Annotated in this window: 29 protein-coding genes; 17 read left to right on the forward strand and 12 right to left on the reverse strand. The window is 46.2% G+C overall.

Annotation, left to right across the window (positions count from 1 at the left end; all coding sequences use genetic code 11):
* The first annotated feature begins 11 nt into the window (after window positions 1-11).
* The 5 genes from rimK (at window position 12) to LRP49_RS02750 (ending at window position 5,147) form a co-directional block, all read left to right on the forward strand.
* On the forward strand, window positions 12-920 hold the full coding sequence (gene rimK / locus LRP49_RS02730; protein ID WP_067419353.1) for a 30S ribosomal protein S6--L-glutamate ligase: 909 nt from the start codon (window positions 12-14) through the stop codon (window positions 918-920).
* Entirely contained in the window at window positions 904-1,971 is a 1,068-nt protein-coding gene (locus LRP49_RS02735) for a succinylglutamate desuccinylase/aspartoacylase family protein (protein WP_274140030.1), read from the forward strand. The genes rimK and LRP49_RS02735 overlap by 17 nt, the downstream gene beginning before the upstream one ends.
* Window positions 1,972-2,194: 223 nt before the next feature.
* Window positions 2,195-3,109, forward strand: coding sequence for a lipase family alpha/beta hydrolase (locus LRP49_RS02740; protein WP_274140097.1), 915 nt, complete (start codon window positions 2,195-2,197; stop codon window positions 3,107-3,109).
* A gap of 35 nt (window positions 3,110-3,144) precedes the next feature.
* Entirely contained in the window at window positions 3,145-3,990 is an 846-nt protein-coding gene (locus LRP49_RS02745; RefSeq protein WP_274140031.1) for a lipase secretion chaperone, read from the forward strand.
* 248 nt (window positions 3,991-4,238) lie between these two features.
* Complete coding sequence (locus LRP49_RS02750; protein ID WP_274140032.1) at window positions 4,239-5,147, forward strand: methylenetetrahydrofolate reductase; 909 nt, start codon at window positions 4,239-4,241, stop codon at window positions 5,145-5,147.
* A gap of 71 nt (window positions 5,148-5,218) precedes the next feature.
* Here LRP49_RS02750 and LRP49_RS02755 read toward each other — a convergent pair whose 3' ends face one another.
* Both LRP49_RS02755 and LRP49_RS02760 read right to left on the reverse strand, forming a co-directional pair.
* On the reverse strand, window positions 5,219-5,902 hold the full coding sequence (locus tag LRP49_RS02755) for an HAD family hydrolase (RefSeq protein WP_274140033.1): 684 nt from the start codon (window positions 5,900-5,902) through the stop codon (window positions 5,219-5,221).
* A 94-nt stretch (window positions 5,903-5,996) separates the two neighbouring features.
* A complete protein-coding gene (locus LRP49_RS02760; RefSeq protein ID WP_274140034.1) occupies window positions 5,997-6,641 on the reverse strand; it encodes a hypothetical protein in 645 nt (214 codons plus the stop codon).
* A gap of 143 nt (window positions 6,642-6,784) precedes the next feature.
* Here LRP49_RS02760 and msrB point away from each other — a divergent pair, with 143 nt between their 5' ends.
* From msrB to LRP49_RS02775, 3 genes are all read left to right on the forward strand, one after another.
* A complete protein-coding gene (gene msrB / locus LRP49_RS02765; RefSeq protein WP_274140036.1) occupies window positions 6,785-7,234 on the forward strand; it encodes a peptide-methionine (R)-S-oxide reductase MsrB in 450 nt (149 codons plus the stop codon).
* A gap of 204 nt (window positions 7,235-7,438) precedes the next feature.
* Window positions 7,439-8,815, forward strand: coding sequence for a sensor domain-containing diguanylate cyclase (locus LRP49_RS02770; RefSeq protein WP_274140037.1), 1,377 nt, complete (start codon window positions 7,439-7,441; stop codon window positions 8,813-8,815).
* Between the two features lie 107 nt (window positions 8,816-8,922).
* A complete protein-coding gene (locus LRP49_RS02775) occupies window positions 8,923-9,195 on the forward strand; it encodes a hypothetical protein (protein ID WP_274140038.1) in 273 nt (90 codons plus the stop codon).
* 23 nt (window positions 9,196-9,218) lie between these two features.
* Here LRP49_RS02775 and LRP49_RS02780 read toward each other — a convergent pair whose 3' ends face one another.
* A complete protein-coding gene (locus LRP49_RS02780; protein ID WP_274140039.1) occupies window positions 9,219-9,683 on the reverse strand; it encodes a DUF3429 domain-containing protein in 465 nt (154 codons plus the stop codon).
* A gap of 67 nt (window positions 9,684-9,750) precedes the next feature.
* Window positions 9,751-10,014 carry a DUF5062 family protein gene (locus tag LRP49_RS02785; protein ID WP_274140040.1) on the reverse strand — a complete coding sequence of 88 codons (264 nt, stop codon included), beginning with the start codon at window positions 10,012-10,014 and terminating at the stop codon, window positions 9,751-9,753.
* Between the two features lie 147 nt (window positions 10,015-10,161).
* Here LRP49_RS02785 and LRP49_RS02790 point away from each other — a divergent pair, with 147 nt between their 5' ends.
* From LRP49_RS02790 to yqfB, 3 genes are all read left to right on the forward strand, one after another.
* Window positions 10,162-10,641 carry an ASCH domain-containing protein gene (locus LRP49_RS02790; protein WP_274140041.1) on the forward strand — a complete coding sequence of 160 codons (480 nt, stop codon included), beginning with the start codon at window positions 10,162-10,164 and terminating at the stop codon, window positions 10,639-10,641.
* Window positions 10,642-10,715: 74 nt separating this feature from the next.
* Window positions 10,716-10,967: a hypothetical protein gene (locus LRP49_RS02795; protein WP_274140042.1), complete on the forward strand. Its 252-nt coding sequence runs from the start codon at window positions 10,716-10,718 to the stop codon at window positions 10,965-10,967.
* Window positions 10,968-11,049: 82 nt separating this feature from the next.
* A complete protein-coding gene (gene yqfB, locus LRP49_RS02800) occupies window positions 11,050-11,370 on the forward strand; it encodes a N(4)-acetylcytidine aminohydrolase (protein ID WP_274140043.1) in 321 nt (106 codons plus the stop codon).
* A 70-nt stretch (window positions 11,371-11,440) separates the two neighbouring features.
* Here the strand turns inward: yqfB and LRP49_RS02805 are convergent, their stop codons facing one another.
* Complete coding sequence (locus LRP49_RS02805; RefSeq protein ID WP_274140044.1) at window positions 11,441-12,682, reverse strand: cysteine desulfurase-like protein; 1,242 nt, start codon at window positions 12,680-12,682, stop codon at window positions 11,441-11,443.
* A 397-nt stretch (window positions 12,683-13,079) separates the two neighbouring features.
* Here LRP49_RS02805 and LRP49_RS02810 point away from each other — a divergent pair, with 397 nt between their 5' ends.
* Complete coding sequence (locus tag LRP49_RS02810) at window positions 13,080-14,243, forward strand: GNAT family N-acetyltransferase (RefSeq protein ID WP_274140045.1); 1,164 nt, start codon at window positions 13,080-13,082, stop codon at window positions 14,241-14,243.
* Window positions 14,244-14,273: 30 nt separating this feature from the next.
* Window positions 14,274-14,849 (forward strand): DUF6151 family protein, encoded by a 576-nt coding sequence (locus LRP49_RS02815; RefSeq protein WP_274140046.1) that lies wholly within the window; start codon window positions 14,274-14,276, stop codon window positions 14,847-14,849.
* Here the strand turns inward: LRP49_RS02815 and LRP49_RS02820 are convergent.
* From LRP49_RS02820 to LRP49_RS02830, 3 genes are all read right to left on the reverse strand, one after another.
* Complete coding sequence (locus tag LRP49_RS02820) at window positions 14,846-15,403, reverse strand: GNAT family N-acetyltransferase (protein ID WP_274140048.1); 558 nt, start codon at window positions 15,401-15,403, stop codon at window positions 14,846-14,848. The genes LRP49_RS02815 and LRP49_RS02820 overlap by 4 nt on opposite strands.
* Before the next feature lie 78 nt (window positions 15,404-15,481).
* Window positions 15,482-15,850 carry an NADH:ubiquinone oxidoreductase gene (locus tag LRP49_RS02825; protein WP_274140049.1) on the reverse strand — a complete coding sequence of 123 codons (369 nt, stop codon included), beginning with the start codon at window positions 15,848-15,850 and terminating at the stop codon, window positions 15,482-15,484.
* 502 nt (window positions 15,851-16,352) lie between these two features.
* Window positions 16,353-16,697, reverse strand: a complete 345-nt coding sequence (locus tag LRP49_RS02830) for a hypothetical protein (protein WP_274140050.1) — start codon at window positions 16,695-16,697, stop codon at window positions 16,353-16,355.
* An 846-nt stretch (window positions 16,698-17,543) separates the two neighbouring features.
* Between LRP49_RS02830 and LRP49_RS02835 the strand changes: the two genes are divergently transcribed.
* From LRP49_RS02835 to LRP49_RS02845, 3 genes are all read left to right on the forward strand, one after another.
* On the forward strand, window positions 17,544-19,388 hold the full coding sequence (locus LRP49_RS02835; RefSeq protein WP_274140051.1) for a diguanylate cyclase domain-containing protein: 1,845 nt from the start codon (window positions 17,544-17,546) through the stop codon (window positions 19,386-19,388).
* 199 nt (window positions 19,389-19,587) lie between these two features.
* Window positions 19,588-20,793, forward strand: a complete 1,206-nt coding sequence (locus LRP49_RS02840) for a glycosyltransferase family 4 protein (protein WP_274140052.1) — start codon at window positions 19,588-19,590, stop codon at window positions 20,791-20,793.
* Window positions 20,794-20,949: 156 nt separating this feature from the next.
* Entirely contained in the window at window positions 20,950-21,351 is a 402-nt protein-coding gene (locus LRP49_RS02845) for a response regulator (protein WP_274140053.1), read from the forward strand.
* A gap of 15 nt (window positions 21,352-21,366) precedes the next feature.
* Here LRP49_RS02845 and LRP49_RS02850 read toward each other — a convergent pair whose 3' ends face one another.
* The 3 genes from LRP49_RS02850 to LRP49_RS02860 all read right to left on the reverse strand — a co-directional run bounded on the left by LRP49_RS02850 (window position 21,367) and on the right by LRP49_RS02860 (window position 24,296).
* Window positions 21,367-21,681 (reverse strand): hypothetical protein, encoded by a 315-nt coding sequence (locus LRP49_RS02850; RefSeq protein ID WP_274140054.1) that lies wholly within the window; start codon window positions 21,679-21,681, stop codon window positions 21,367-21,369.
* 198 nt (window positions 21,682-21,879) lie between these two features.
* On the reverse strand, window positions 21,880-23,235 hold the full coding sequence (locus LRP49_RS02855) for a sigma 54-interacting transcriptional regulator (RefSeq protein WP_274140055.1): 1,356 nt from the start codon (window positions 23,233-23,235) through the stop codon (window positions 21,880-21,882).
* A 599-nt stretch (window positions 23,236-23,834) separates the two neighbouring features.
* Window positions 23,835-24,296: an NADAR family protein gene (locus tag LRP49_RS02860; protein ID WP_274140056.1), complete on the reverse strand. Its 462-nt coding sequence runs from the start codon at window positions 24,294-24,296 to the stop codon at window positions 23,835-23,837.
* Between the two features lie 152 nt (window positions 24,297-24,448).
* Between LRP49_RS02860 and LRP49_RS02865 the strand changes: the two genes are divergently transcribed.
* On the forward strand, window positions 24,449-25,048 hold the full coding sequence (locus LRP49_RS02865; RefSeq protein WP_274140057.1) for a pentapeptide repeat-containing protein: 600 nt from the start codon (window positions 24,449-24,451) through the stop codon (window positions 25,046-25,048).
* Window positions 25,049-25,059: 11 nt separating this feature from the next.
* Here the strand turns inward: LRP49_RS02865 and pdxR are convergent, their stop codons facing one another.
* Window positions 25,060-26,520 carry a MocR-like pyridoxine biosynthesis transcription factor PdxR gene (gene pdxR / locus LRP49_RS02870; RefSeq protein WP_274140059.1) on the reverse strand — a complete coding sequence of 487 codons (1,461 nt, stop codon included), beginning with the start codon at window positions 26,518-26,520 and terminating at the stop codon, window positions 25,060-25,062.
* Between the last annotated feature and the right edge of the window lie 25 nt (window positions 26,521-26,545).

A 26,545-nucleotide genomic window follows, 5' to 3' on the forward strand; every position in this document is an offset into this window, starting at 1 on the left:
GGTTAAATTATATGAAAATTGGAATTCTATCTCGTAACGAAAACCTGTATTCAACCCGTCGTCTGATCGAAGCATGTGAACAGCGCGGTCACGAATACAAAATCATCGATGCATTGCGCTGTTATATGAACATCAACTCTACCCAACCTTCTGTTCACCAAAATGGTGAAGATCTGGTGGGTTTTGATGCCATCATTCCACGCATCGGTGCGTCAGTAACGTTTTACGGCTGTGCTGTACTTCGCCAATTTGAAATGCTCGGTATTTACACCGTGAATGATTCAGTAGCGATTCAGCGTTCTCGTGACAAACTGCGTTCACTGCAACTGCTGTCTCGTAAGAATATTGGTATGCCGATCACAGGCTTTGCGAGCAAACCGGGTGATATTAAAGACTTACTGAGCATGGTGGGTGGTACACCGGTTGTTATCAAACTGCTGGAAGGCACTCAAGGTATCGGTGTTGTATTGGCAGAAACCCGTAAAGCGGCTGAAAGCGTTATCGAAGCCTTTATGGGCTTGAAAGCCAACATCATGGTTCAGGAATACATCAAAGAAGCGGGCGGCGCAGACATTCGCTGTTTCGTTATCGGCGACAAAGTAATTGCAGCCATGAAGCGCCAAGCGTTGCCAGGTGAGTTTCGTTCTAACCTGCACCGCGGTGGCAGTGCATCATTGGTGCGTATTACTCCAACTGAGCGTAAGACTGCAGTTGCAGCGGCAAAGGCAATGGGCCTTCACGTTGCAGGTGTAGATCTTCTTCGCTCTGAGCGCGGACCTCTAGTGATGGAAGTGAACTCCTCACCAGGTCTGGAAGGGATCGAAGCCGCTACTGGTAAAGATGTAGCAGGGATGATCATTGACCATATTGAGAAAATAGTCTCAACTCCGAGGACAAGGACACGTGTCAAAAGCAAATAATAAAAATAATGCTTTCGAAATAGGCGGGATGACCATCCCGCCTGGTCAACGCGCCAGCGTTGAGTTTGAAGTTGCGAAACTCTATACGCACTCCCCATTGTCAGTAACCGCAGAAGTGTTACATGGCAAGAAGCCCGGCCCAGTGTTAATGATTAACGCCGCCATCCATGGTGATGAGCTAAACGGTGTTGAAGTGGTACGTCAGGTTCTTGAACGTATTAACCCTGCAACGTTGAAAGGCACAATCATCGCCATTCCTGTGGTGAACGTGTTTGGCTTCATCCATAAATCACGCTATCTGCCCGATCGCCGTGACCTGAACCGTTGTTTCCCTGGTTCTGAGCGTGGCTCTATCGCGGGTCGTATGGCCTACCAGATTTTCGAGCAGATCGTTCGTCGCTGTACCCATATCCTTGACCTTCATACTGCCGCGATTTACCGCACTAACCTGCCACAAATTCGCGCGAACCTGTCTAACGAACAAACGTATGATATGGCCTTGGCTTTTGGTACCCCAGTGGTTATTGATGCAGCCCTTCGTGAAGGTTCGTTGCGTTCAGAAGCGGAAAAAATCGGTATCCCTGTTTTGACTTATGAAGCAGGTGAAGCACTTCGATTTGAACCCTACGCAATCACAGCGGGTGTGAAAGGCGTTAAGCGCGTCATGCAATACCTTGGCATGATTCGTAAGAGCAGCAAGCGCAAAACGGTTGTTGAGCCTGTTATTGCCCGCGCTACCCGTTGGGTTCGCGCAGAAGCAGACGGTATTTTGCGTTCACACGTTTCTCTTGGACAACGCGTAAGTAAAGGCCAATCACTGGCGTCGATCAGTGCACCGACAGGCAGCGAAGAGATCCAAATTTACGCGCCAGCGGGTGGTATTATCATTGGTCAGCAGACTTTGCCACTGGTTAATGAAGGCGACGCGATTTACCACATTGCGTTCTTCGAAGAACCTGATCGTCTGGTAGAACAACAAGTAGAAAACTACTTGGATGAAGTAACCGACGACATCAGCAATGAGATCAAGTTTGGTATTGGTGTGCAGTAAGACAGCACCAAATTAAAACAAACCTATTGAGAAAGGAGCGCAGTGCGCTCCTTTTTTTTGATCTCAACCTCATTACCCCTGCATAACGTCACATTAATTTAACATTCCCATTATTTCTTATTCGCGAGACAAAATTCACGCCTGAGATGCGGCTAATATTTACTCGACATCAGAGGACTGACCAGAGGAATTTATTGTGAAAGGACTGCTCTTCTCCCTTGTAATGATCTTGGTATCATCACCTGCATTGGCGGGTGCTAGCGCATCCGGCTCATCAACGACAGGCTACACACAAACGAAGTATCCCATCGTGCTCGTACACGGCTTGTTTGGCTTTGATAACATCGCCGGTGTCGAATATTTCCACGCGATTCCACAAGCACTTACACGCAGTGGGGCGAAAGTGTTCGTGGCACAAGTCTCCGCCACTAACAGCTCTGAAAAACGCGGTGAGCAACTACTCCGCCAAGTAAAATGGGTTTTAGCCGTGACGAACGCCAAGAAGGTCAATTTGATTGGCCATAGCCACGGTAGTCCGACTGCACGCTATGTTGCCTCTGTTGCACCCCAACACGTGGCATCGGTCACCAGTGTCGGCGGTGTCAACAAAGGCTCAGAATTTGCTGATGTCGTTAGGAAAGCATTTAAGCCCGGCTCTGCTGGTGAAGGCGTCGCAGTCGGAGCCGCGAAAGCGCTCTCGGGACTGATTAGCTTTCTTTCTGGAGGCAGCCACCTTCCTCAAGATCCCCTCGCCTCTCTTCATTCTCTAACCACCAAAGGATCACTCGCGTTCAATGCAAAATATCCTGAAGGTATCCCACGGTCTCGATGTGGCGAAGGCACGTATCGTGCATCGAACGGGGTGTACTACTACTCGTGGTCTGGCACCAGTACAGTCACAAACCTTCTTGATCTCAGTGATCCCGTTCTATTCGCAACCGGCCTTTTCTTCTCAGAGCCGAATGACGGTCTGGTAGGGCGTTGTGCAACACACCTTGGCCGTGTCATTCGCAGCAATTACCGCATGAACCACTTGGACGAGGTGAACGGCTTCTTCGGGTTACACCATTGGTTTGAAACAGACCCTGTGACCGTGTATCGCCAACATGCCAATCGATTAAAGCAACAAGGCTTGTAATGGCTTAGTTTGTCACAGAGATAAGGAGCCTGTGTATGAGGATTTCATTTACTGCTTACAAAATCGCGCTCATTTTAGTCGTGGGAGTTTTGTTTGCCGCCGTTCTGTATCTGATGTTGAACGGCGAAGAGAAACCTATCTCGCAGGCTCACTCTCACCAAGGAACAACCGTTGATACCTCCTCCCATAGAGATACCTTCGAATACTTTCTTTCAACCTTGGGGGAACAAAGCCTCAATGACGTTCAGCACGCCTACAACACATTTGCAGACAGCGTCAGCTATGGTGAAAACCAAAAACCTTTGTTCGAAAAATACCAAGCTTATCGACGCGCATTGGATACCCTCAACGCACCCGACTCACTGACTGGGCTCGACTATCTCCATTTCGTTCAAACACAAGTCACCCAACTGCAAGCAGAATTGTTTGATGACCAAGAGAGAGCCCAACTGTTTTACGAAGAAAACTTAGCAAGGGAAATGGCAATAAAGCGCATGGAGTTAGAGGCGTTAAATATTGACGACAACGCGATGCAGCAACAATGGCAAGACGAGCTGGATAAGCTAACACCTGACATGAAAGAGAGTTATCAAAACGCCGCGTTGATTGAACAAATTGGGTCCGTGATGAACCTTGATGGTGATGACAATGCCCACGCATTGAATGAACTTGTTGGCGAAGAAGCCGCAGCCCGTATAAAAGCCTTTGAGCAAGAAGAGGCTCAATTTAAAAAAAACCTCTCAGCCTACTTTGCAGAGAAAAGCCTGCTTGCGAACAACGCAAGTGATCACAGCCTCCAGTCCCTTAAAGAGAAGTACTTTTCCAGCGAACAACAGCGACGTGTTGATGCTTTGGAAAGCATACGTGCTGACAGCCAATAACTGCCTGTACCCAAACTACCTAAAGGTGCCGGATTCAGCGAGTTTAGGTATATAAGCGTCGACAAAACAATAAGAAAACAGCCATTTTCGAATTGCATCCCTTCATAAGCCTGTTAAGGTAGATAAACATCATGTTTTGACCGGACGAAAAACAACGGGTTTATCCAACCTCTGTGTTAACGTCATACTTTTATTGATGTTTTAGGGATTAAATTTGCATTCCAAATGACAGGAGTCACTGGTTTTTAATGCTGTTAGAAAAAATTAAAGCCCGCGAAGGCGGCATTGTCCTTTATGGATTAGTTCCCCCTAAGAAAGGGACGGACACGGAAAAAGTCAGCGAAATCGCAGCTCGCCAAGTTGCCAGACTTCAAGACCAAGCTATCGATGGGCTGATTGTTTACGACATCCAAGATGAAGCGTCGAGAACAGATGAAGAACGCCCTTTTCCGTTTATGGAAACGCTGGATGGTGTGGAATATAGCCGCGATTACTTATCAGATTTAACGCTTCCTCGCGTTATCTACCGCTCGGTAGGTAAATACTCTGAAGCGTCCCTTTCTCGTTTTCTCGAAGACTCTCACCCTGCTGATGAGCTGTCGGTCTTTGTCGGGGCCTCATCCGCCGACCAAGCGGTTACCATGCCAATGTCCGAAGCCTATGCGCTTAAAAAACGCGTGAACAAAGACATGCTGTTAGGCGGCGTTACTATCCCAGAACGTCACCTCGTCAAAGGTGACGAACATTTGCGGGTATTCAAGAAAATTGAAGCTGGCTGTTCGTTTTTTGTGTCTCAAGGCGTTTATGATGTGCATGCATCAAAAGACTTCTTGTCTGATTACTACTATTACGGCAAGAAACACGGCATTCCGCTCGTGCCTATTATTTTCACACTGACACCTTGTGGTTCCCAAAAAACACTTCAGTTTATGAAGTGGTTAGGCATTAATGTTCCGCGCTGGCTTGAGAATGATCTGATTCATTCCGACGATATTCTCCAGCAGTCTGTTGAGCACTCCGCACAAAGTTGGCGTGAACTGAAGGAATTTGCCGACGAGAAAGGCATTCCAATAGGTTGCAACATCGAAAGTGTTGCGGTGAGAAAAGTCGAAGTCGATGCATCCATTGAATTGTTGAATCGCATCAATTCAATGTAAAAGCAGAACAATTTAAAAACCGTGCGATATAAAAAGGAGCCTCGGCTCCTTTTTTCAACAGTGTTGTATTCTCAATCGACCAACGCGCCTTCATTCGTGCCCCATCGGAGCACTGGCCATTGGTACTCCTTCGCTTTCGCTAGCAACTTTGAGCAAGGGTTAACAACATTCACGCTGTCTGCAAAAAAACACATAGGCAGGTCGTTGATGGAGTCAGTGTAAAAACTAATGTGCTCGAAGTCATGCTCCAAGCTATAAATCCATTCGGTTAATTTGAACACTTTGCCTTCTCGGAACGTCGGCTCGCCGTCTGGCTCAGGGATGTACTTACCCTCTCTTGTTTTTAATTCAATGCCCATCGCGTTATCGACACCCAACATCCTTGCTATCGGCTTAACCAGAAACGCCAACGATGCAGAAACAATGATAATGGTAGTACCGCTCTCTTTGAGTACCGCTAAGGTCGCTCGCGCTTCGTCATACACGTACTTCGGCATGATTTCTTCAGCAAACTGGGTTGCCAGTGCGTCCACCTCTTCTGTTGTCTGCAAAGAAAGAGGGGAAAGGCTAAATGCCAGATAATCAGCCAGGTTTAACGTGCCTGCGCTGTAATCGCGCATAAAGTCCTCATCTTTCGCCATGAAATTGGGGTCTTGGGTGAAGTTTTTATCCAGCAAGTATTGGTGCCACAGTGCCATAGAGTCGGCATAAACCAAGGTTTCATCTAAATCGAAAACTGCGAGATGTGAGGCCATAATGATAATCCAAGCGATGTTGTTGCTTTCTACTGTGTCACGTCTTAGCAAGAAAGCTATCGTCGTAGATTGATAGCGATGTATAGATCAACTATCAGTGAAAATTGCTCTCAGGAGCCAGCAAGGAGACGCGAAACCGGGCATGATCCATGGTGCGCTTCCTAAGTTCGCGTTGCACCTTTCTCGACTCATCCAACACCTCGAACGAAACAATTTGGTCAAACTGATCAACGTAAAGCCGCAAGTGACCAATATAGACAACACGATCATCTACTCGAACCAAAAAAGCGAAGTTTTCAGGCAAAGGGAGCGCAAAAAAGTTTGGGGTATCATCAGCATCTACCGTTGCGCGCTCCAACCCTGTTAGCCTAACGTTTCGTTTGGGAACCACATAGGCAAACATCTCACCCCAATCTGCGGTCAATCCCAGTAAATCCTCATGACCGGCAACGCTGTTGTACAGACTCGCATCCAGCCATAGAAGTACTCGCTCACCCGCGAAGAGATCTAACGTATCGGTTTCATTTGACGAAAATGTTGAGGGAATGGGAACAACTGAAAGCTCACCTATGAGCAGGATTTCATCATCTTCGATTTGAGAAACCCCCTCCAATGCGACTGGGCTAGCTTTATCGTTAGCGCATGACGCCGTTAACAAAAAAAGAACAACGACAGAAATCACCCGAAGGTGCGCCATCGGCAACAGAGATGTAGAAACCACAGAAGGAAAAACAGTCATGGGATCCCGATTTTAAATCCATGCGTAAACCATAGTACAAATCCAAAATCGTTAGCGGCTGAAATCTTTCTCTACAGTATTCGGTCTGTTAGACACCTCCCTTTCAAGACACGGGGGAGCGCAATCAGTATCAAGGGGGCAGTATGCTTAACTGGGAATCAGTAATCGACACCGCAAAGAATGGAAACCCTGTAGCACCACGTCGCGTAGAAAAGGCTGAACATGAGTGGCAAACCCTTCTCACTGACGAACAATTCTATGTAACCCGACAACACGGTACTGAACGTCCGTTTAGTTCGCAAATGTGCGCACTATTTGAACCAGGGATTTATGCGTGTGTTTGCTGTAAAACATCGTTGTTTAACGCAGAAGAAAAGTTCGACTCAGGAACAGGGTGGCCATCGTTTTCAGCACCGTTACACGACAACGTCGTCGCATATAACATGGATATTTCGCATGGCATGACCCGCGTTGAAGTCACCTGCAATATCTGCGATGCGCACTTAGGCCACGTGTTCCCTGATGGGCCGTTACCCACTCGCCTGCGCTTTTGTATCAACGCGATTGCTTTGGAAAAAGAGCAAAGCGCATAACGCCAATTCCCACGCAGCATTGCATGCGTGGGTTCCCTTCTCCCAGTGTCTCAAATACAAACTCACCTATACTCAAAGAGCGGAAAACAAATGTCTCGTGGAAACACTCACCGCCAAAAATTAAAACAATAGCCGATTAACGTCAGATACGCTGCGGCAACACAAGCCGCTCCACGAGTAAGCTGTATTGGAAGTGTGTTTTACATGACTCGTGGTTCTAACGCTTGGATAGTTGTTGGTTCGCTTCTCTATTTTCTTGCTTCATACTTTGGAGCAACGCCGCTTAGCCTGCATAACGCCAATATTGTTCAACTAAACATCGCGTCGGGCATTGGCATGATCATGTGTCTACACGGCGGCATAAAGGCCCTTTTTATTCTTGCTTTGGCTGCGCCACTTTCCCATTCGCTAGCAATCTTTCATTGGGATCCCAATGCTGCACTTTTCCCCGCTATCCTATCCGGCTTACTCGCTCCAGTTGCTTGTTTTCTTTCCGCAAAGGCGTGGGATAAACACTTTAGTTATGAAGGTTTGCGGTTCGAAACACTGCTCCCTTACCTGATACGTGTTTGTCTGTTACCCGGCCTACTCCTCGGTTCGCTGACATCCATGGATAGCCTTTACGGTGGCTATACGGGGCAAGGTGGGTATTTTTACGATCTTTACGAGATCACTTCCGCATATGCGCTCGGTATTTTGCTAGTCGCACCGCTCTATTACATTTGGACGCACACTTCTAATCCCGTCGCCCACTTAACACAAGCAAATGTGCTCTATATTCTTGGCTATCTCATGTTAACGCTGGGGGCCTTTGTTTTATCTCCCGGACTGATTTTTATTGCCCCAGTTGTTCCCATTATTCTGGCCTTTAAAGGCGAAGAGTTGGCTGCCCTTCTGGGTTTATTCGGAATGGGAATTATTGTTGCAGCTATTGCTCCCTATGGCCTTGGCCCCTTTGATCTCCCAGACAAGGTCGAAGGCCACATGGCATTACTGACATTTGTATTGGTCAGCATGATCACCCCAATCGCGATTGGTCTGCACGCAAGAAGACTCCAGAGCGTATCCAAGTCTCGCGACCGTTGGCAAACCAAGGCGCAGACAGACCAACTCACGGGCTTACCTAATCGCTATGCCTTTTTCCCCGAATTAGAACGCAGTTGTGAAGGCGCGAAGAATGCGGATGAAACCTTGGTCGTTGCGGTACTAGATGTGGACCATTTTAAAATGGTGAACGACTCCTATGGCCACGCAACTGGTGACAAAGTTCTCGCTCAAATCGCGGAGCTAATACGCGATCAAATGCGAGAATCTGACGTTGTCGCGCGTATTGGAGGGGAGGAGTTTGCCATTTTGCTTCACGGCCCCACTGTTTCGCAGGCTAAGCGAGCGTTAGATCGCCTCAGACAACGATGTGAAAGTCATCAAATGACGCTGCCTGACGGAAGCCTGTCAGTCACTGTCAGCATTGGCGCAGTCGTGTATCAACGATCAGAATCTAAAGAAGACGTCATGGCACGCGCAGACGCGCAGCTCTATAAGGCGAAACGTGAAGGTAGAAACCGAGTGATCATTGAATAAACCCGCCTAACAGAATAAAAACCACTGTCTCGTAACGAAATCTTCCCGTACCATAAGCGCACAAAAACATGCTCTCCGACACTCGCTTAAAGCAAGGCTTTGATTTTATGAAAGATGACGACATTCTCACCAGCGAAAACCTCATTGAAATCGTTGAAAACCAACTGGCAGACAACAATCCAAAGAAAGTAAAAGAAACGCTGATGCGCCTTCGTATGACGGGTTCAACCCAAGAAGAGGCCATGGAATACATCGCGTGTGCACTGATGGTTGAAATTTATGATGTGGCGAAATGCGACGGTGAGTTCAATCTCAAACGCTATGAAGAGCATTTAGATCTATTGCCAGAAATGCCGTGGCAAGCAGATTTGGAAGATTAAAAAAGCGCCGAAAGGCGCTTTTTTTATGCCGTTCCCATTGAGACAACATCGTTATAAATATCACCGAGCCAATACAAGAGGAATAGGTGACAAATCACCACGATTGCCGTCAAAATCGCACGCATCAAGGTATACCAGAAAGGGTAAATGCCCTTAAACATCAGCCCCACTTCGAGCGCGAATAAAATCACATAAGAGGCGATGAGTAGATAAATAGAATACGGAAATGGCATCAGCAAGGCACCGACCGCCACCAGCGAGAATACAATACCGACCGTCAATCCATTGGTTGGCTTTTCCTCTTTTGCGCCACTGATTGTCATCCCCCATACGGCACCAGAAAGAAAAGCAAGGATGATGGCACTGTAATTATTGAAGGTATGAACCAAGGCAGCTTGCCAATCTAATGGCCAAATAGGTAAAAGAATACCAAACGCAATAAAAGGGATTAGACCTAGCGCCCCATACGCAAGTGCTGTTTTTTTCATCGTGTATTTCTCCCCGTCTTGCCGTTTACCCTTCGTTCAACACATCACCCTTTTTATCGGCTCCTTATCAATCAGCAAGCAGTGGATGATCTGCAGGCAATTGTTTATGAATCCACAACACAAGTTTATGTTTCATATTAGGGCCATCTTCCTTATCCGTCGCCAACGGCGTGAGTACCTTGTCATCCACCAATAAGCGGTAAATGCACTCTATTTTTACCTTATTGGATGTTCCTTCATCAAAGTTTGCGTATCCCCTTTTGCGCGCATACTGCTCGCCAATTTGAAGTGCCTTTTTGAGAAGTTGAGCCTCGTGTTTGATCTTTTTCATATCATTACTCCAAAAGCACTATTTTCAGCCAGCATAGCAGAGCCCTTTAAAAACGGATGTGATCATTCCCGAGAGACGCAGAGAGATTCTTACAATCTTCGCGTTTACTTCGCTACTATGCAGACTTTACATACCAGAGACTTAAACATGGATAGCCGCTCACAGACCCTACTTAACGAGTACCTAGCGAGCCTTACTCCTGAACATCGTCGAACATATACGTCTTTTTCTTCCGATTACTTTTGCGCCGACGAACACAACGCTCAAGTCTGCGCAGAACTGATTATGAAAGGTGAAAAGCGCGCTTCCTGCAGCATGGACATTTGGTATAGCCAAGAGGGCGAGCCTTACCCTCAAGTAGGTCACCTTCAAGTCGTCACTGACTTCCATGGCAATCCTAAGTGCATCATTGAGATCACAGAGGTTACAACATGCCCTTTTAATCAGGTCACTGAAGAGTTTGCGGCCGCCGAAGGTGAAGGCGACAAAAGCCATGCTTGGTGGAGAAATGCGCATTGGGCCTTTTTTTCCGCTGAGTGTAAGGAATTGGGTATTGAGATGACGGAAGATACCCTGCTTGTTCTTGAGCGTTTTCAAACTGTTTATAAAGCCGATATCGAAATTTAGACGTGAATCTAATTCAGCGTTCATAAATCGTCGTAGATTAGTTTCTAACTACCCGCGCTATGGATGAGCCTGCAATGCGAAAACTCAGAATTGAAACCTTCACACTGGATACAAACGAAAAAAAAGAAGCCATCATGCTCCCGCTTATGATCGTGAAATCCGTTTTGACTTTTCTACCCAAAGGGATTTTAGAACGCCTAAAGGATGATGACACCTTGCTAGAAACGCTTATGGTGGCAATCGACGATTCGCACTACTCGGGCATGATTATCGAGACTGAAGACAGCAATGAGAACGAACGTGTCATTTTATCCATCGTAACGTGAGGTAAAAATTCTTCTCAGGCTTTTACCCACTCTGTGGTTTAATGCGCGGCTTAATACTGTCACAGCTAAGTAGGTAATCTCTGTGAACCAAGTGCCAACTAAAATCACCTTCTTTGAGTGGCTGACACCGCTTGTGGCGTCAGGCAAAAAGACCATCACCATCCGTGATGAATCAGAAAGCCACTACGTACCGGGTACCCGTGTTGACGTACATACGCTAGAAAAAGACGAGTATGTTTGTCAGATCGATATTCTGAAGGTTGAGCAAATTTCGTTTGATGACATCAACGAAGAGCATGCTGCGCAGGAGTTCCTGCCGCTTGATGAACTGAAGCCGCTGATCAGGAAGATCTATCCAGACGATAACGTATTCTACGTGATCAGTTACAAACTGGTGGATTAAGCAAAAAGCCGACTGATAGTCGGCTTTTTTATATGAGCCATCGTAAAAAGCACCGCAGGTGCGACACTCTTTAAGCGAGGATCTGCTGAAGAGCTACAAAGAAAGTGTCTATCTCCTCTTTCGTGTTGTAGTGCATCAAGCCGACACGGAGTATGCCTCCCTTCTCTGTCACGCCGAAGGCGTCGGTCAATCGATCTGCATAGAGGTGTCCGCTCCAGACGTAGATTTGACGCTGTCCAAGTGCTTCAGCAATTTCTGCGGGATCTTTCTCGCCAAATCGAAGTGCAAATGTCGCAGTGCGCCCTTCCACAGAGTCCAATCCATAAAGCTCAGCACCCTCGACGTCTTTTAGCTTCTGAAGAAAATAATCTGCAAGTGCATTTTCATAGCCATGGATGTTGTCGTAGGCCGACTCTAAGCGCGCCCTTAGCGAATCACCATCCCCTAGGGATGCTAAATAATCGATGGTCGCCACCACACCGCTTAATGCTTCAAAGTTCAACGTGCCCGTTTCCCAGCGTTTCGGGGCAATGTCAGGTGCGGGAGCCACTTTGTAGGGTGTAAGGGAAGCCAACCACTCAGCTTTGCCATACATGATCCCCAGATGCGGGCCATAAAATTTGTAGGCTGAGCAGGCGAGAAAATCCACATCTAACGCTTTTACATCCACCAGCTGGTGCGGCAGCAAATGCACAGCGTCAACAAACACCTTAGTGCCCACCTTGCGGCATTTTTCGATAACTGTTTCTAAATCTGTTTTGTTTCCCGTGATATTACTCGCGGCGGTAATCGCCACTAAGCGCGTACGCTTGCTTAACAGGCTGTCCAATTTGTCCAGATCAAGACTTCCCTGCTGATCGACGATCGGAAGATGATGAACCGTTACGCCACGATCCTTTGCAGCCAAGATCCAACTCGATCGATTCGCACCATGATCTGCGTCCGTGACGATCACTTCATCACCCGGCTGCCATTCTTTGCAAAGGGCACGACTCAAGGCAAACGTCACCGACGTCATATTTGCGCCAAAAAACACTTCGTTTTTTGACGCACCCAACAAGGCAGCCACACCTTCTCTTGCCTTTGCTACGATCGCTTCAGTTTCTTGGCTGACAAGAAAGCGTCCACCAAGGTTTGAATTGCCCCCACGCAAATAATCACTAATGGCAAGGATCACTGACTCGGGCGACTGGGTGCCACCAGGGCCATCAAGGTAAATCGGAGAGTCACCTTCAATTTTTCGCTGAAGCGCAGGAAACTGACTGCGAATGACTTCGACATTTTCTGAAGTTAGCGGAAAACACTTTGCCATAAACGCTCCTTTTCTCTGGGAATGACGTCAGAGCAAACTTGAACTGGCGCGGAAAGAGGGACCAAGCAGCCCATTGCAAATAGTGTTAATCCCCTGTTAATAATCTTATGGTAGGGTTTACAGTGCTTTCAACCAACTAAGTGCAATAAAGCCAGTCATGTTGGAATTTAATACTCCTCTCATCGCCAGTCAGAATTAATGGACTGCATTTCATTGCACACACAGAACTAACGACTAGTCGTTTTCTTCAAAATACACGCTTATACCGACATTATTCCATTGAATTTGAATATCCCTCGTTTCTGTAGGTTGAAATTCGCCCCCTGATCTCTTTGACTATACCTATGTACTTTCAGCTGAACTGTTCAGCATGGCGTAGGAAAACATTGAAGAAAACATGACTAAAGACGAGGAATTACAGTGCCAAACCATCACAAGTATCGGAGACGTTACACCGGACGATTGGCATGCATTGGTGAATTCTCACTACCCTTTTCTGCGACATGAATTCCTGCTCGCCTTGGAGCAAACCAATGCGGTTGGCACCAAATCAGGCTGGGTTCCTCAATATCTCGTTGTATACCGCGGTGATACGCTGATTGCGGCTGCGCCTTGTTTCATCAAGACACACCCTTATGGAGAATATGTGTTTGATTGGGCGTGGGCAGAGGCCTATGAAGATGCAGGGTTGGAATACTACCCTAAACTTATCTGTGCTGTTCCCTTCACACCCGCAACTGGGCCTCGCTTGCTTTGCCGACAAGATGAAGATTGGCACCAAATGAGCCTATTTCTGGCAAATGCAATGAAATCGGTCGTTGAACAAACCGCCTGTTCGGGCACCCATATATTGTTTCCTGAGCGCACTGTTTGTGGACAATTGGCTCCTCTTGGCTATCTGGAACGGCGCGCCGTGCAGTTTCACTGGCGGAACAAAAACTATGATTCGTTTGAGGACTTTCTCGCTCAGATGACGGCGAGAAAGCGCAAAAATATTCGTAAAGAACGCCAACGAATTGACCAGCAACAGATCCAAGTAGACGTATTAGAAGGTGAAGAGATAACGAGCACGCACTGGGGCGTGTTTTCGCGCTTCTACACCAATACTTACCTTAAACGATCTGGCCATACGGGCTACTTGAATGCAGACCTGTTTCATCAGATCGGAGAAACCATGCGTGATGCTTTGGTCATGGTACTCGCCCGACAACACGACCAGTACATTGCTGGTGCACTCTATTTCAAGTCAGACGATACTCTATATGGGCGATACTGGGGGTGCACGCAGGAGTTTGACAATCTTCACTTCGAACTCTGTTATTACCGGGGTATCGACTACTGTATCCAACATGGTTTGAAGACGTTTGACGCAGGCGCACAAGGCGAACACAAACTCCTTCGAGGTTTTGAACCCGTTATTACCTATTCTGCGCACTATCTTCAGCATCAGGGCTTTCATCAGGCGATTGCCGATTACCTTCAACGGGAACACAAGCTTATTGAGGGGTATGTTGAAGATGCCATTGCGCACTTGCCTTACCGCCAGAGCATCAACACTTAGGTACAATCAGTCAATAACAGGAGCGACACCATGACAGACCTTGCCTTCCAATGTGAATGTGGCGAACTCACTGGTACAGTGATCAATGCTTCTCCGAAACTGGGCAATCATATGATCTGTTATTGCGATGATTGCCAGCGGTTTGCTCGCTACTTAGGTCACGAAGAAAAATGGTTGGATGAATGGGGAGGCACTGACATATATCAAGTTCCACCTGCGAACATTCGTATTGATAAAGGGGCAGAAAACCTCCGTTGCGTGCGGGTAAAACCGAAAGGCATCTATCGATTTTACGCAAGCTGTTGCCGAACGCCCATTGCGAATAGCCCAAGCTACAAGATGCCACTAGCGGGAATACCCACACCTATATTGCAGCGAAAAAACAAGAAAGAACTGATTGGCCCAGTCACACATACCGTGATGGGCAGCTTTGCGAAAGGATCACCGCCTAGCAAACCTCATCCTAAGTTTTCCTTTGGATCTGTGGTGAAAGTCTTGACCTTTTTGCTGCGGAATACGTTGAAAGGGACAAACACGCCAACGCCCTTTTTTACCCCCGATGGTAAAGCAGTGTCACCACCAGAGAAAATCGCAGATAAACGCTAGGAAGCGGAAGCCATGCGTTGCCACTCTTCCTTAGTCAACGCATATAGACAATGAATTGAACATCGGTGGTCAGCCTCAATCAAAGGATGAGCGAACTGATTGCCCGTATTCGTCATCCCTAAACTCTGCATGACACGTTGCGAAGGAATATTGTCCAAAATAGTGAATGACATAACCTTCTCAAGGTTCATCTCATCAAACGCGATGCGCAAAGCCTCTTGTGCGGCCTCTTTTGCATAGCCTTTGCGCTGATGTGTTGGACAAATACGCCAGCCAATCTCATACACATACTCACCAACAACGAGGTAATCAGTAAAGTTGATGCCTATCGTACCGACAAATTCTCCCGTGCTTTTTAACCGAATCGCCCAATAGGAGATTCCATACTCTTGCCACTTTCTCGCAATTCGTAGCAGGACATCGTCACTTTCTGCGTGGCTAAGCGGTGCTGGGAAATGGCGCATCACGTCAGGATCAGCATTCAATTGTGCAAACGGTTCGCGATCTTCTTCAATAAAGGGACGCAGGATTAATCGTTCGGTTTGTCTATCCATCGTTAAACCCAAAAAACAAAAAAGGCGGCTATTCAGCCACCTTTATAACACGACAAATTCGTTCAACAAACCAGCAGATTACGTCGTTTGTAAACGCGCTTTAACTGCTTCAAGACGTTTGTGCCAGAACTCGCGGTACTTGAAGTACACAAACGTCGAGACTAAAGAGAAGAACAGGTATGACAGTGCAAAGACAAAAGGAGACGTGATCAACTCACGCTCAAGGCTCCACATGACACCAAATACAGTAATACCCATTTTCACTGCAAAACCCGAGAGCAGCAGAAGTAATGCAAGTTGAGGGTATTTCGTGTGACGAAAGCTCAACCAATAGCAACATCCCACTGCGATAGTCGCTAATGAGAAGCCAACCATAAATGAGTGGAAATGGTCACCGGCGAGGATGCCACCAACAACTGAAAGAAAAACAACCACGAAAAAGGCCATTTAAGCTCCAACAACCAAGATTAATGAATATTTGACTAAATTTTGTTCAATCAGTGCGTATTTTTACACATCCTTCGTTAATAATCCAAAAACCTTAAGTTTACATATTTTTTACATATATCCACGATAATAGTGTGTTATTGACAACGAATCGCCAGAAAATCTGATAGTTAAGTAACACTTCACTCGTTAATAGATTGTTTATTTGTTGCAATTGGAAACATTTAATTACATTTTAAAGGGGATATTTTTGCGAGTTAATGCGGTTTTTTGTCTGTATAAGCCAATTTTATGATAACCACTATCGCTCTTTATGCATAAGGAAAGGCGGATTCGTGGTGCTGTTCGTCACTGACATACTAGAAGACAGATGTATTTCAGAAGGTTGTCGGTAAGAGATTTACGGGTCTATTGCTATGCGGTACTAGTGAGATCTGTTTAGGGACACAAATAAAAAAGACAAAAAAGCCGAGTCTCAACTCGGCATTTTTCTAACTTGTATTTAGGCAACGGAGCAGAAAGGTTGTGTCGCTGAATGTTTGTCTACATATGCCTTGTTTAGCGCGCTAACGTTAACGACTGGCCCCAACATTTTTACTCGCATCATGGCACCATGTGATGACACTTCGGCAATGCGTCCTTCTGAATAATCGTTCTCGTAGGAGAAGGTTTCCACAGCTAAGTGCAGCAGGTTGAAATCTTGGCGACGAACAGAGAGATAGGAACGCCACATTAATGCATCCAATACCTCAGTCGTATTGTGAGCTCTGATCACAAACCGCCATCCTCGATCTTCTCCATAGAAGTCCAATGGGAAAAACTTGCGGATTCGTTTCTTTATTTTCAATGTCGTATCTCTTTTCTCTTGCGAAAACCGATGCACACGAGATCTGAGTATAGAAGCTGATTTCATAACCGCCATAAATTGAACACAAATAACTGCTTGTTTTTATTACAGTCCTTTCTTTATCTTTACGGGATTTCGGTCTAAAGAACCAGTGAGAAATGCTGCTATGTTTCATGAAAAGCTAATGACTCATCATGATTGTGGTTCAATGGTGAACTCCGGCTAAAAATCCTCCAGCACCTGTCGCTCAAGGTTTATACTTATGTAGGCCAAAAGCTGGGGGTCAGATATCTATAACTCACCTCAGTCATCGCGAGGGGCAGGCAGTTTACATGAAACTAAAAGTTTTCCGATGGATAATCGTTGTTGTTTTGGTAATTGGTGCTTTTGTGCTCGGAATAGAATATGAGAAGTTTACAAATTTGAATTCCTGCTTAGATATGGGGGAAAAAACCGCCCAAGGCAGTCACCGCATTTGCCTCACTCAAGAATCGCTTTCGCACCAATGAATGATTATACCTGCCATCATTGTCGATTTTCCGTTCAATCAGCACACTAAAACCCCTTTTTAGCGTGTTTTTTTCAGGCTTTTTGACCGTTTTAAAGTAACATATCGACATATGCTATCTGCGATAGCCTATGAGTATTGGGCTTTTCGCGATATAAGATAAGTCGTGATGTCTTTCTCATAGCGAAAAGCTAATCAAAGCTCGCGATAGGAAATTGGCTTGATGCAACATTGCCACGAAAAGTGGCCTTGTTGAACGTTCTTAAATATGGCAGCGACAACGTTCCTTACTTCAGAAAGTAGCTTCGTTTTTATCCATCAAAAGTGACGAACCAGACATGCTGAAAAAACTACTCAAGTCACGCCGGAGCATACAGACTCGCGTATCTGTGCTGGTTCTCGGGGTAAGTTTACTGTTTGCGGTTGTATCAGTAAGCGTACAAATGGGCTTGAACTACACCCATACCGTAGAGTGGACGACCCAGTCGTTGGAGAAACGCACAGCAAGTGCCGTTTCCGTAATCACATACTCGCTAGAACAGGGCGATTCAGATCTACTCGTTCAGCAATTGCAGGACCTTGCAAGCACACCTTATGTCAGTAACATTCACTTAATCACAAAAAGTGGTGAAGAGTTCTGGGCCGATAATCTCACTAAGCAAAAAAGAGCAAGTCAGCACCTAAAATATGATTTGGTGACAAAAGGTGAGGCAATTGGTGACCTCGATATCTACCTCAACTTGAGTGCCGTAGAAGCGGATGCGCTTAAAAATGCAATCCCTGCAGGCATCATCTACCTGTTTGAGGCCCTGTGCGTTGCTATTTTGTTGCTTCTTGTCTTAAAACGCACCGTTACTAACCGAATCAGAGCTCTTGTTGAAAGTGTGGATCGTATCGACCTCGCGCATGTTAGCCGTCTGACTATTCCTCAAACGTTAACAGACAGTAAAGACGAGATCGGGCAGGTTGCGCGTTCTATACAAAAGCTACACGCCCGTATTCGTGCAGATGTCATCGAAAAGAAACTAAAAGAACGCACGCTAAAACAACACAAATCACTGTTGGTCGATGAAGTTAATGCTCGCTCATCAGAACTAAAGTGGCAGAGTCAATCAAACAAATTGTTGGCAGATCTCTCTTTGCGTTTGTTGCAATGGCATAAAGCGGACGTCGAACACGATGTGCGATTGGCCTTTCATCAAATGAGCGCACTGTTGGAAACTGAGCAATTGTTTTGGCTTTCTTTCGACAATGACACGGTCCGGTACCGAGCCAGTTACCCTCAGCAGATTCCGCTGCCAGATGTTGAACTCGGCGATATGTACAAAATGAAACGCTGGCTATTGAGCTCGCAAGATGTCGCTCTGGTCGATACCTGCACGCTAGATGCCCATGCGCAAACAGAGCGCGAGTTACTTGAAAACGCAGGGATTCGGAGTATTGCTATTTTTCCGTTGACGGACGGAAGAAAAAGCTTTGGTATGATTGCTGCTGCTAACTCAGAGAATCCACTGAATTGGAATGATAACAAACAGCTTCTATTCAAACGCTTTGCAGCCATGCTGAGCGAACTGACCATTCGTGAACGCGACCACCAAGCAATGACCGAGCTTCAGGAAGAGCTCATTCTGGCAAATGAGCGGCTACGTGTTGAAGCGGAAACCGATGAGTTAACCCGACTGTTAAATCGTCGACCATTCAGTCGCCTGCTTAGCGCATCCCTGTATGACGCTGTCGATGATCATTCATCCCTCACTGTGATGATGATAGATATCGACCATTTCAAAGCCTACAACGATATCTACGGCCATCTGCAAGGTGATAAGGCGTTGTTGTATGTTTCGAAGGCGATGAGCTTAGTGAGTAAAGAGTGGAACGCCCCACTTGCACGTTTTGGGGGCGAAGAGTTTGCATTGCTGATACGCGGTAACAATCAAGCTCAAGCTGAACGTATTGCTTGGCAACTGTGCCAGAATGTGAGGGATTTGTGTATCCCACATCAAGGCAGCACCAACAGTGGCATCATTACAATCAGTATTGGCGGGATCATTTGCTACCCCGATGAAAGCACCAACTCAAACCAACTCTTGGAAATGGCAGATCAATGCCTTTACAAAGCGAAGCGAGCAGGCCGCAATCGCGCTGAATTAAAACATCATCAAGTCTCAGAACTAAGCTGCTAGTGTCTTTTTACTGTAATTGCCCCTAATTTTAGGGGCTTACGGTGCCACTGTATTTCCTCTAATCAGACCATCTCCGTTAAGCACGTATTTGTCTCTAATTTCAGAAATTGCCCTTCAAGCAATTGTGCGACTATGACGTCGTACAACTTTGTTCATTGGTCGTGTCCTTTGAGTAACCAAGAGCTTGGAGTGGTAATTCATGTCGGCTGCATCTACGACGCACATCTGCCATATAGTAAGTACTTACACGGATGATGTGTTAAATCGCCAATTATTGGGCAATCTCTCTTGCTCACTGTCAAAGAACTTTGAACACACCCTCGTGGTGCTAAGTAAGCCCACACGAGAGCGACTAAATCTCCCCAATGGCGTCAGTTGCATTGAGCTCAAGAATACCCGTCCACTTAGTTGGCGTGCGTTTCGTGAATGTGGAAGGGTTCTATCAATTTTAAAACCAGATGTGTGCCATACCTACGGCAATACACCGCTAGCTATCCAATGGATGGCCCGTCGTGCTGGTGTTCCTGTCAAATTACACCAAGTGTCACCATTACAAGCTAGTTCTCATTCGAGTTGGCTGGTAAAAACATTTCTATCCACGCTCTCACACTCTACTGATGTTTTTATTACCGCTTCCTCAGAGACCAAGCGTTGGTTAGAACAAGGCGTCCGTATTCCGCCAGAACAATGTGAAATCATTCGCCCCGCGATTGATGCCAAACATTTTTGTCCAACGCTCCAAGAAGTAAACCCACTCAAAACCAATTCATTTTTGGGCCAAATTGCAATTCCTACAAACAAGTTCGTGGTTGGAACGGACATATCGGAACAATGCATTGAGAACCTGATTACGTTGATTGATGAATTCGCGGTCGCCAGCAAACTTTCTCCGGAATTCAAAACGAACGCAATGTTATTGATCGCAGGTAACGCACGCTATATTCCATTGCTGCGAAAAGAAGTGCAGGCGAGGAATCTCGATGAAGACAATGTGCGAATTTTAGGAAGAATTTCCAATATGCGCCTTTTTTACAAAACGATTGATGCGCTGGCCATCCCCGAAGAAATTGATAAGAATGGCACGCAACCGATAGAAGCGATGTCCATGGCAATTCCAATTATCTCCCTTCGCCCCAGAGCACTGACTAGGCGAAGTGAACACCCTCTAAAATGGACAAACAAAAACGGTCATTGCCGCATTCAACATCAGCTACTCGATATTTTTTCCGACATGGGAAAACGGCTGAGACTTGGAAGAGAAGCGCGACTGTATGTGCAGGAAAAACACTGTATAAAAGAGTTCGAATCCCGATTGCTAGCCCTTTACTTACGGGGCAATCCTTCCGCCAACTCCAACTCGGCAAACACACTACGTTTCGCTTCCCCATCGTCACGGAATGAATAACCAGACTCACTAAAGGTGCTGGTTGCATCGACACTGGGTAAGTGTGAGTTTATCAATAGCAGACAAGCATCACGCGAAATTGCTTACCCTGATAAATAACACTCAATTGATGAACTATATTTTAGTCATGTATCTCTTAATTGAGGCGTTCACTCCATGAAAATACTCGTCGTTGATGATATGACATCAATGCGGCACGTCATGCTAAATCTGTTGCGCAGCATCGGTTACCTTGATTTGGAAGAAGCAACAAATGGATGGCAAGCATTTCAAATGCTAAAGAAGAATCCCTACGACCTTTTAATCACCGATTTAAATATGCCTAAGATGGATGGGAAAGAACTGCTTAAAGAAGTACGTGCCGACAAAAAAATTGCCAATTTGCCGGTTCTGGTCGTCTCATGCGAACAGGATAAAAGCCAGATTCAAAAGCTAATCGATTACCGCGTAAACGGGTTTGTCGTGAAGCCCTTCAATGGTGCCACCCTGCAAAAACAGCTTCAACGCATTGAAAAACAGAATCAACAAAGACGGTCAAAACAAGCCGCGGAGAGATAGGTTCAGGAGGCACAATCAGTTCCAGCGCACCCCTGCTAATTGAATGATTTCCATCCGTTCCAACTCATGAATTAAACGTCTAGCATATTCAGGTTCACAAACGGACAGTGCTGATAACGCTGCCCCTAAAGGCAAGTTTTTCTCAATCAACGAGAGAAATACACTGGTTGCACTATCACAAACCATGACATCCCCCGTTACAGGGCTAAAAACGACGAGTTGGTCGCCTTTTTCATAACAGCAAACATCTAAAGAAAAATCGTCCGCCAGGCACACTTCAACATCCGCTTTCAGCACCAAATTGTTATCTATCAGCTCACACATTCTCATTGTACTACTCCACATGAAGGTGCTGAACTTGGGGATTTCCTGCACGCATTTTTGGTATTAACTGACTGCCTGACAAAATAACGCTGCGGAAATTCACCGCCTTTTAATAACTCTATACGCTCCTATCACTTATCCTCGCCAAATTTAAGGTTACTTACTGCCGAGTCGCACCCTCAAGACGCGTGGAGTAGATGCGCGTTATCGCTGCAGTGAATATTTCTCGATTAGCGTGTACAACGTAGGACGCGAAACACCTAATAGCGTCGCGGTTTGAGACATATTGCCTTGAGCCCGAGCAAGTGCTCTTGTCACCGCATGCTTTTCTGCTTCCTCCCTCACCTGGCGGATATTTAACGGCAAACCACTGTCTTTCTTATGATCTTTCGATAAAGAAAGATCAACAGCCGTTATCTTATTGCCGTCGGCCATAATCAGTGCCGATTTAATCTTGTTTTGCAATTCGCGTACGTTTCCCGGCCAACTATGACTAAGCAGAGCATCAATCGCATCATCGGCAAAACCAGAGATATTTCGGTGCATGGTTTGATTGAATTGAAGCAGAAATGTGCGAGCGAGTAGTAAGATATCCTCTCCCCGCTCTCTCAAAGGCGGTATAGATATCATAACATCACTGACTTGCTGCAGAAGGTCCTCTCGAAAGCGCCGTTCTGACACTCGTTGATTGAGATCTTGATGGCTGACACTCACCACACGCACATCAATAGGGATTTCTTTTACCGTCCCTATCCGCGTAACAGTTCTCTCTTTTAAACATTTCAAAACAGCGGCTTGAAGGCTAACGGGCATATCCCCAATTTCATCCAGAAATAAAGTGCCACCATTTGCCGCCTCTATCCTGCCGCGTCGAACATGATGGCTATCTTCCCCTTGTGTTTCCTGCCCAAACAATTCCGGGCCAAGCCGATGTTCAGGCACTGATGCACAATTCACCGTTACAAACGGTCCCTCACTGCGTGAACTTCTGTCATGTATTGCGCGAGCCAACAAAGCTTTGCCAGTGCCACTGTCTCCGGTAATTAATGTATCTACGCCCGATGCTGCTATGCGCTCGACCATACGCATAAGTTGCACCATTTGAGGACTGCTACCAACAATTGATTCCTCACGTCGTTCAAACGTTTTCAAACGCTCTACGTCGTTCTCTAACCGCACGATGTGTTGCGCACGTCGCACCATAAGCCGAAGGAACTCATCACTAAAAGGCCGGTGAATGACATCAAATGCGCCCGATTGCAGTGCCAGAACCCCATCACCATCGGCCTCATTATCAACAATAACCAGCACTTTAGTGCGTGGCGAAATAGCATTAAGCTCTTTGACAAGAGAAAGAGCTGACGCATCACATTTACCCACCACCACAATCGACGTTAATAGCTCATGCAATGCCTGAGATATATTTGTAAATTGGGCCGTGACTACCGTCGCCTCGCTGTCTAACGCCTGACTCAAGCGTCGTTGTGCCTCCGGATCATCCTCAATGATGAGCAATGGCCCCAGAATTGAGGGTGCATTGCTCCTTTGGGTTTCAAACATTTTTCCCCCCTTATATTGGGTAAGCCACCTGATAGTGAAGCCGTCTCAGGCCAGTTGTGTCTTGTTGTACACAACGGGAAGCAACATGAATGCATCATGTTATTTGCCGTTTTAACGTCAAATCTGTGCGTGGAGACGACAAAGAAAGCTCGGCACCTCTGAGCTGTCATTTTCTTTACCCACACCAAGATTTTTGAGTCACAGGTGTATTTTCTCTTTGGCAAGCATTTCATCGATTGCCAAACAACAATTTTGCTTAATCGATCAATGAAGGAATTTGTCAAAACAGACGTTGTCACCGAATTGGGGTTATCCCCCCTCTCCTTCATCAAAAGCCAGCAATACGAAATTTAACCAAACGCTGCCCCTATTCGTATCTGCGTTACGACAGTTACCTTAGGTGTCGTTCTTATCATTGCAGTGCATGAGGGCTATCCTGCTTAACTTGCCTGCATCGTCATTAAAATAGCAGGGGCATTAGGCGCGAGGTTGGAGCAAAGAAAGGAAATGTGGTCAATTCTTACTTTGTAGGCACATTCTCTCTATCAAACGTACCTAACGATGGCGCAGTTGTTTGTTGTCCTTACACGAACCCGCATTCAGAACGCACTCAGGTTTCTCTCTAGCAAAATGTCTCTTACATCCATCAATATTTGACCTAACTGGTTCACGCCCTCTCCATTTTCTCCATCTCCCCAAAATGCATCATATTTTGAGTGTTCCACCAGCAAAGCATCATCCGTAGAAATCAGTGATGACCTCAATACATCGTGTTGTTGAAACTTTTGCTCGACCACATACCGCATAACGTCACAACGGATATCTATCCAATGGCTATCCATATGCTGCATAAAGTCACGGCTGAGTTTAAACGCTTCATCGGGCGTAGGAGCGTGTCTGATACGTGCTTGAAGAGTAGGAGAACAAAACTTTTGCGCTTGATAGTAATGTTCCGACGTTAACCAAGTCTCACCATCAATCACTAGCGGCGCAATAAAGAAATTAGACAAGAACCCGAAGGGCTCATTGGGTTCGTAAAAATGTATTGTTCTTTTAATCATACGCATACGACCTCAATTCACTAAGGCTGTCTCTCCTTAATCATATACCGAAACCACCAGTTTGATGCTGAATGTCGCTTCCTACTCTGTGCAACTCGCTGTACGCTATTGCAATCATCCAAAGAATGAAGCTAATGGCGAAAAGGAATACAGTGAATAAGATTGAAAATGGAATGCAGTATTATGATGAGGTCTTTTCAAAGCTGACACTTCCAGACAGCCATTTCACTGACATCGAATTTGAAGAGTGTGAATTTAATGACTGTCAGTTTTCCAGCACGCAATTTCGACAGTGTAAGTTTATCAACTGTACATTCCGCCGTTGCAACTTCAGCATGGCCAAATTTTCTCACACAAGGATGACTGAGCTTGATTTCGATGCGTGCAAATTAGTAGGCATTGATTGGACGCTAGCGGATTGGCCGACCTACAGAAAGGATGCGGAAATGACGTTCAAGAACTGTATCTTGACCGATGCGAGCTTCTTCGGATTAACCCTGAATGAGCTCCATTGTACAGATTGCAAGCTTCACGATGTCGATTTTCGTGATGGCGACTTCGCAAACTCCACACTGACAAACTGTGATTTTACGAATAGCTTGTTTATGCGCACCAATTTAGCGGAAACAGACTTTACTGAGTCTCACAGCTTTTCCATCAATGTATTAGAAAACAACGTAAAAGGTGCGACCTTCTCTCGTTATGAAGCTCTTGCGCTTCTAGAAAGCCTGAACATTTCGTTGGTCGACTAACATCACGTCCATCAACATCCCTTTTCAAGAATGTCATTGAGAGCTGATAACCCCGCTTCGATATCTTCAAGAGAACTGTTCCCAATGCCAGCCACCAAACACCGGTGTATCCAATCTGGCATCTGGGACAACGTATTGTCATCGCAATAATAATCCAAAGTACGGATGGTAAACCCCTTCTCAGCGAGTGATTTTTTAACATGGTAGGCATCGGGCCCTCCTTCCCATCGAAAGGTTACATGCAGCCCAGCCGCTTGGCTGATCACTTCAACACCACCGTGATACACATGAGAAAGGCACGCGACGAACGCAGCATGCTTTTGTTGGTAAAGATTCCGCATTTTCTTGATATGACGAAGGTAATCACCTTGCGCAATAACGTCAGCCAACGCCTCTTCAATATGAATGGGCGAACAGCCACTGGTCGCATCTTTTAACGACAGACATTGGTCAACCAAGGCATCTGGAACCACCATATAGCCGACGCGAAGACTCGGTACAAACGCCTTTCCGAATGTACCAATATAAATCACGTTAGCCTGATCACCGTGAAGTTTTGCCGCTAATCCCTGCAACGAGGGATATGGGCGATTCGCAAACTGGAATTCACTGTCATAGTCGTCTTCGATTATCCAACCATCTGATTTTATTGACCATTCAATACAGCGCATTCGCGCTTGCGTATCGAGACTATGACCCATCGGGTATTGGTTACTCGGCGTCAAATACAGAGCCTTTCCTGCAAAGTCACCAAGCACCGACAAATCACTGTCAAACTGCGTCGCCAAAGAGAAATAGGTAACATTGGCACCCACTTGCTGCATGACTTTACGCATCTGGCTGTAACCTGGGTTCTCCATCAGCACTGGATCGCCACGCTTAACAACGGCATTCAACGCAATAAATAACGCCTGCTGTGCTCCGGTTGTAATAATAATGCGATGCGCCGGTGCAACCACGGAGCGACTTGTCAGTAAGTATTCGCTCAACGCTTTCCGCAATGCCAAGCTGCCTTGAATATCACTCTGCCCCGCCAATATTGCCCTTTGCATGTGAATCTGCACCAACCGTGCCCATTTCTTATAGGGAAAATGCACGAGATCTGGCACACCGGGAGAGAACGGCCTATTCCGTATTCCCGGCATTTTAAAGGGAGCAGCGATGTCTTCTTCCTTTGTACTTTTAGGTCCTGATTTGTGCGTATGAAGGTAATGTTCTGGATGCAGCAAAACAAAGTACCCGGAACCACGTTTGCTGGCGATATACCCTTCAGCCCTTAACTGCTCGTATACCGCCACCACAGTGTTTCGACTCACGCTCACTTCATTAGCCAAAACGCGGGTTGCGGGCAACCTCGCTTGTGTCGGCCAATCTCCACGTAAAATTTTGGATTGAATCGCGACATAAAGCGCATGCTGTTTGGATGGATGGCACCCATCTAGCTCTAAGACACCCACATCGATAGGCTGCATATTGGACCCATAAACTTTTTAAAAT

The organism is Enterovibrio qingdaonensis (assembly GCF_028683135.1).
Lineage (GTDB): Bacteria > Pseudomonadota > Gammaproteobacteria > Enterobacterales > Vibrionaceae > Enterovibrio > Enterovibrio qingdaonensis.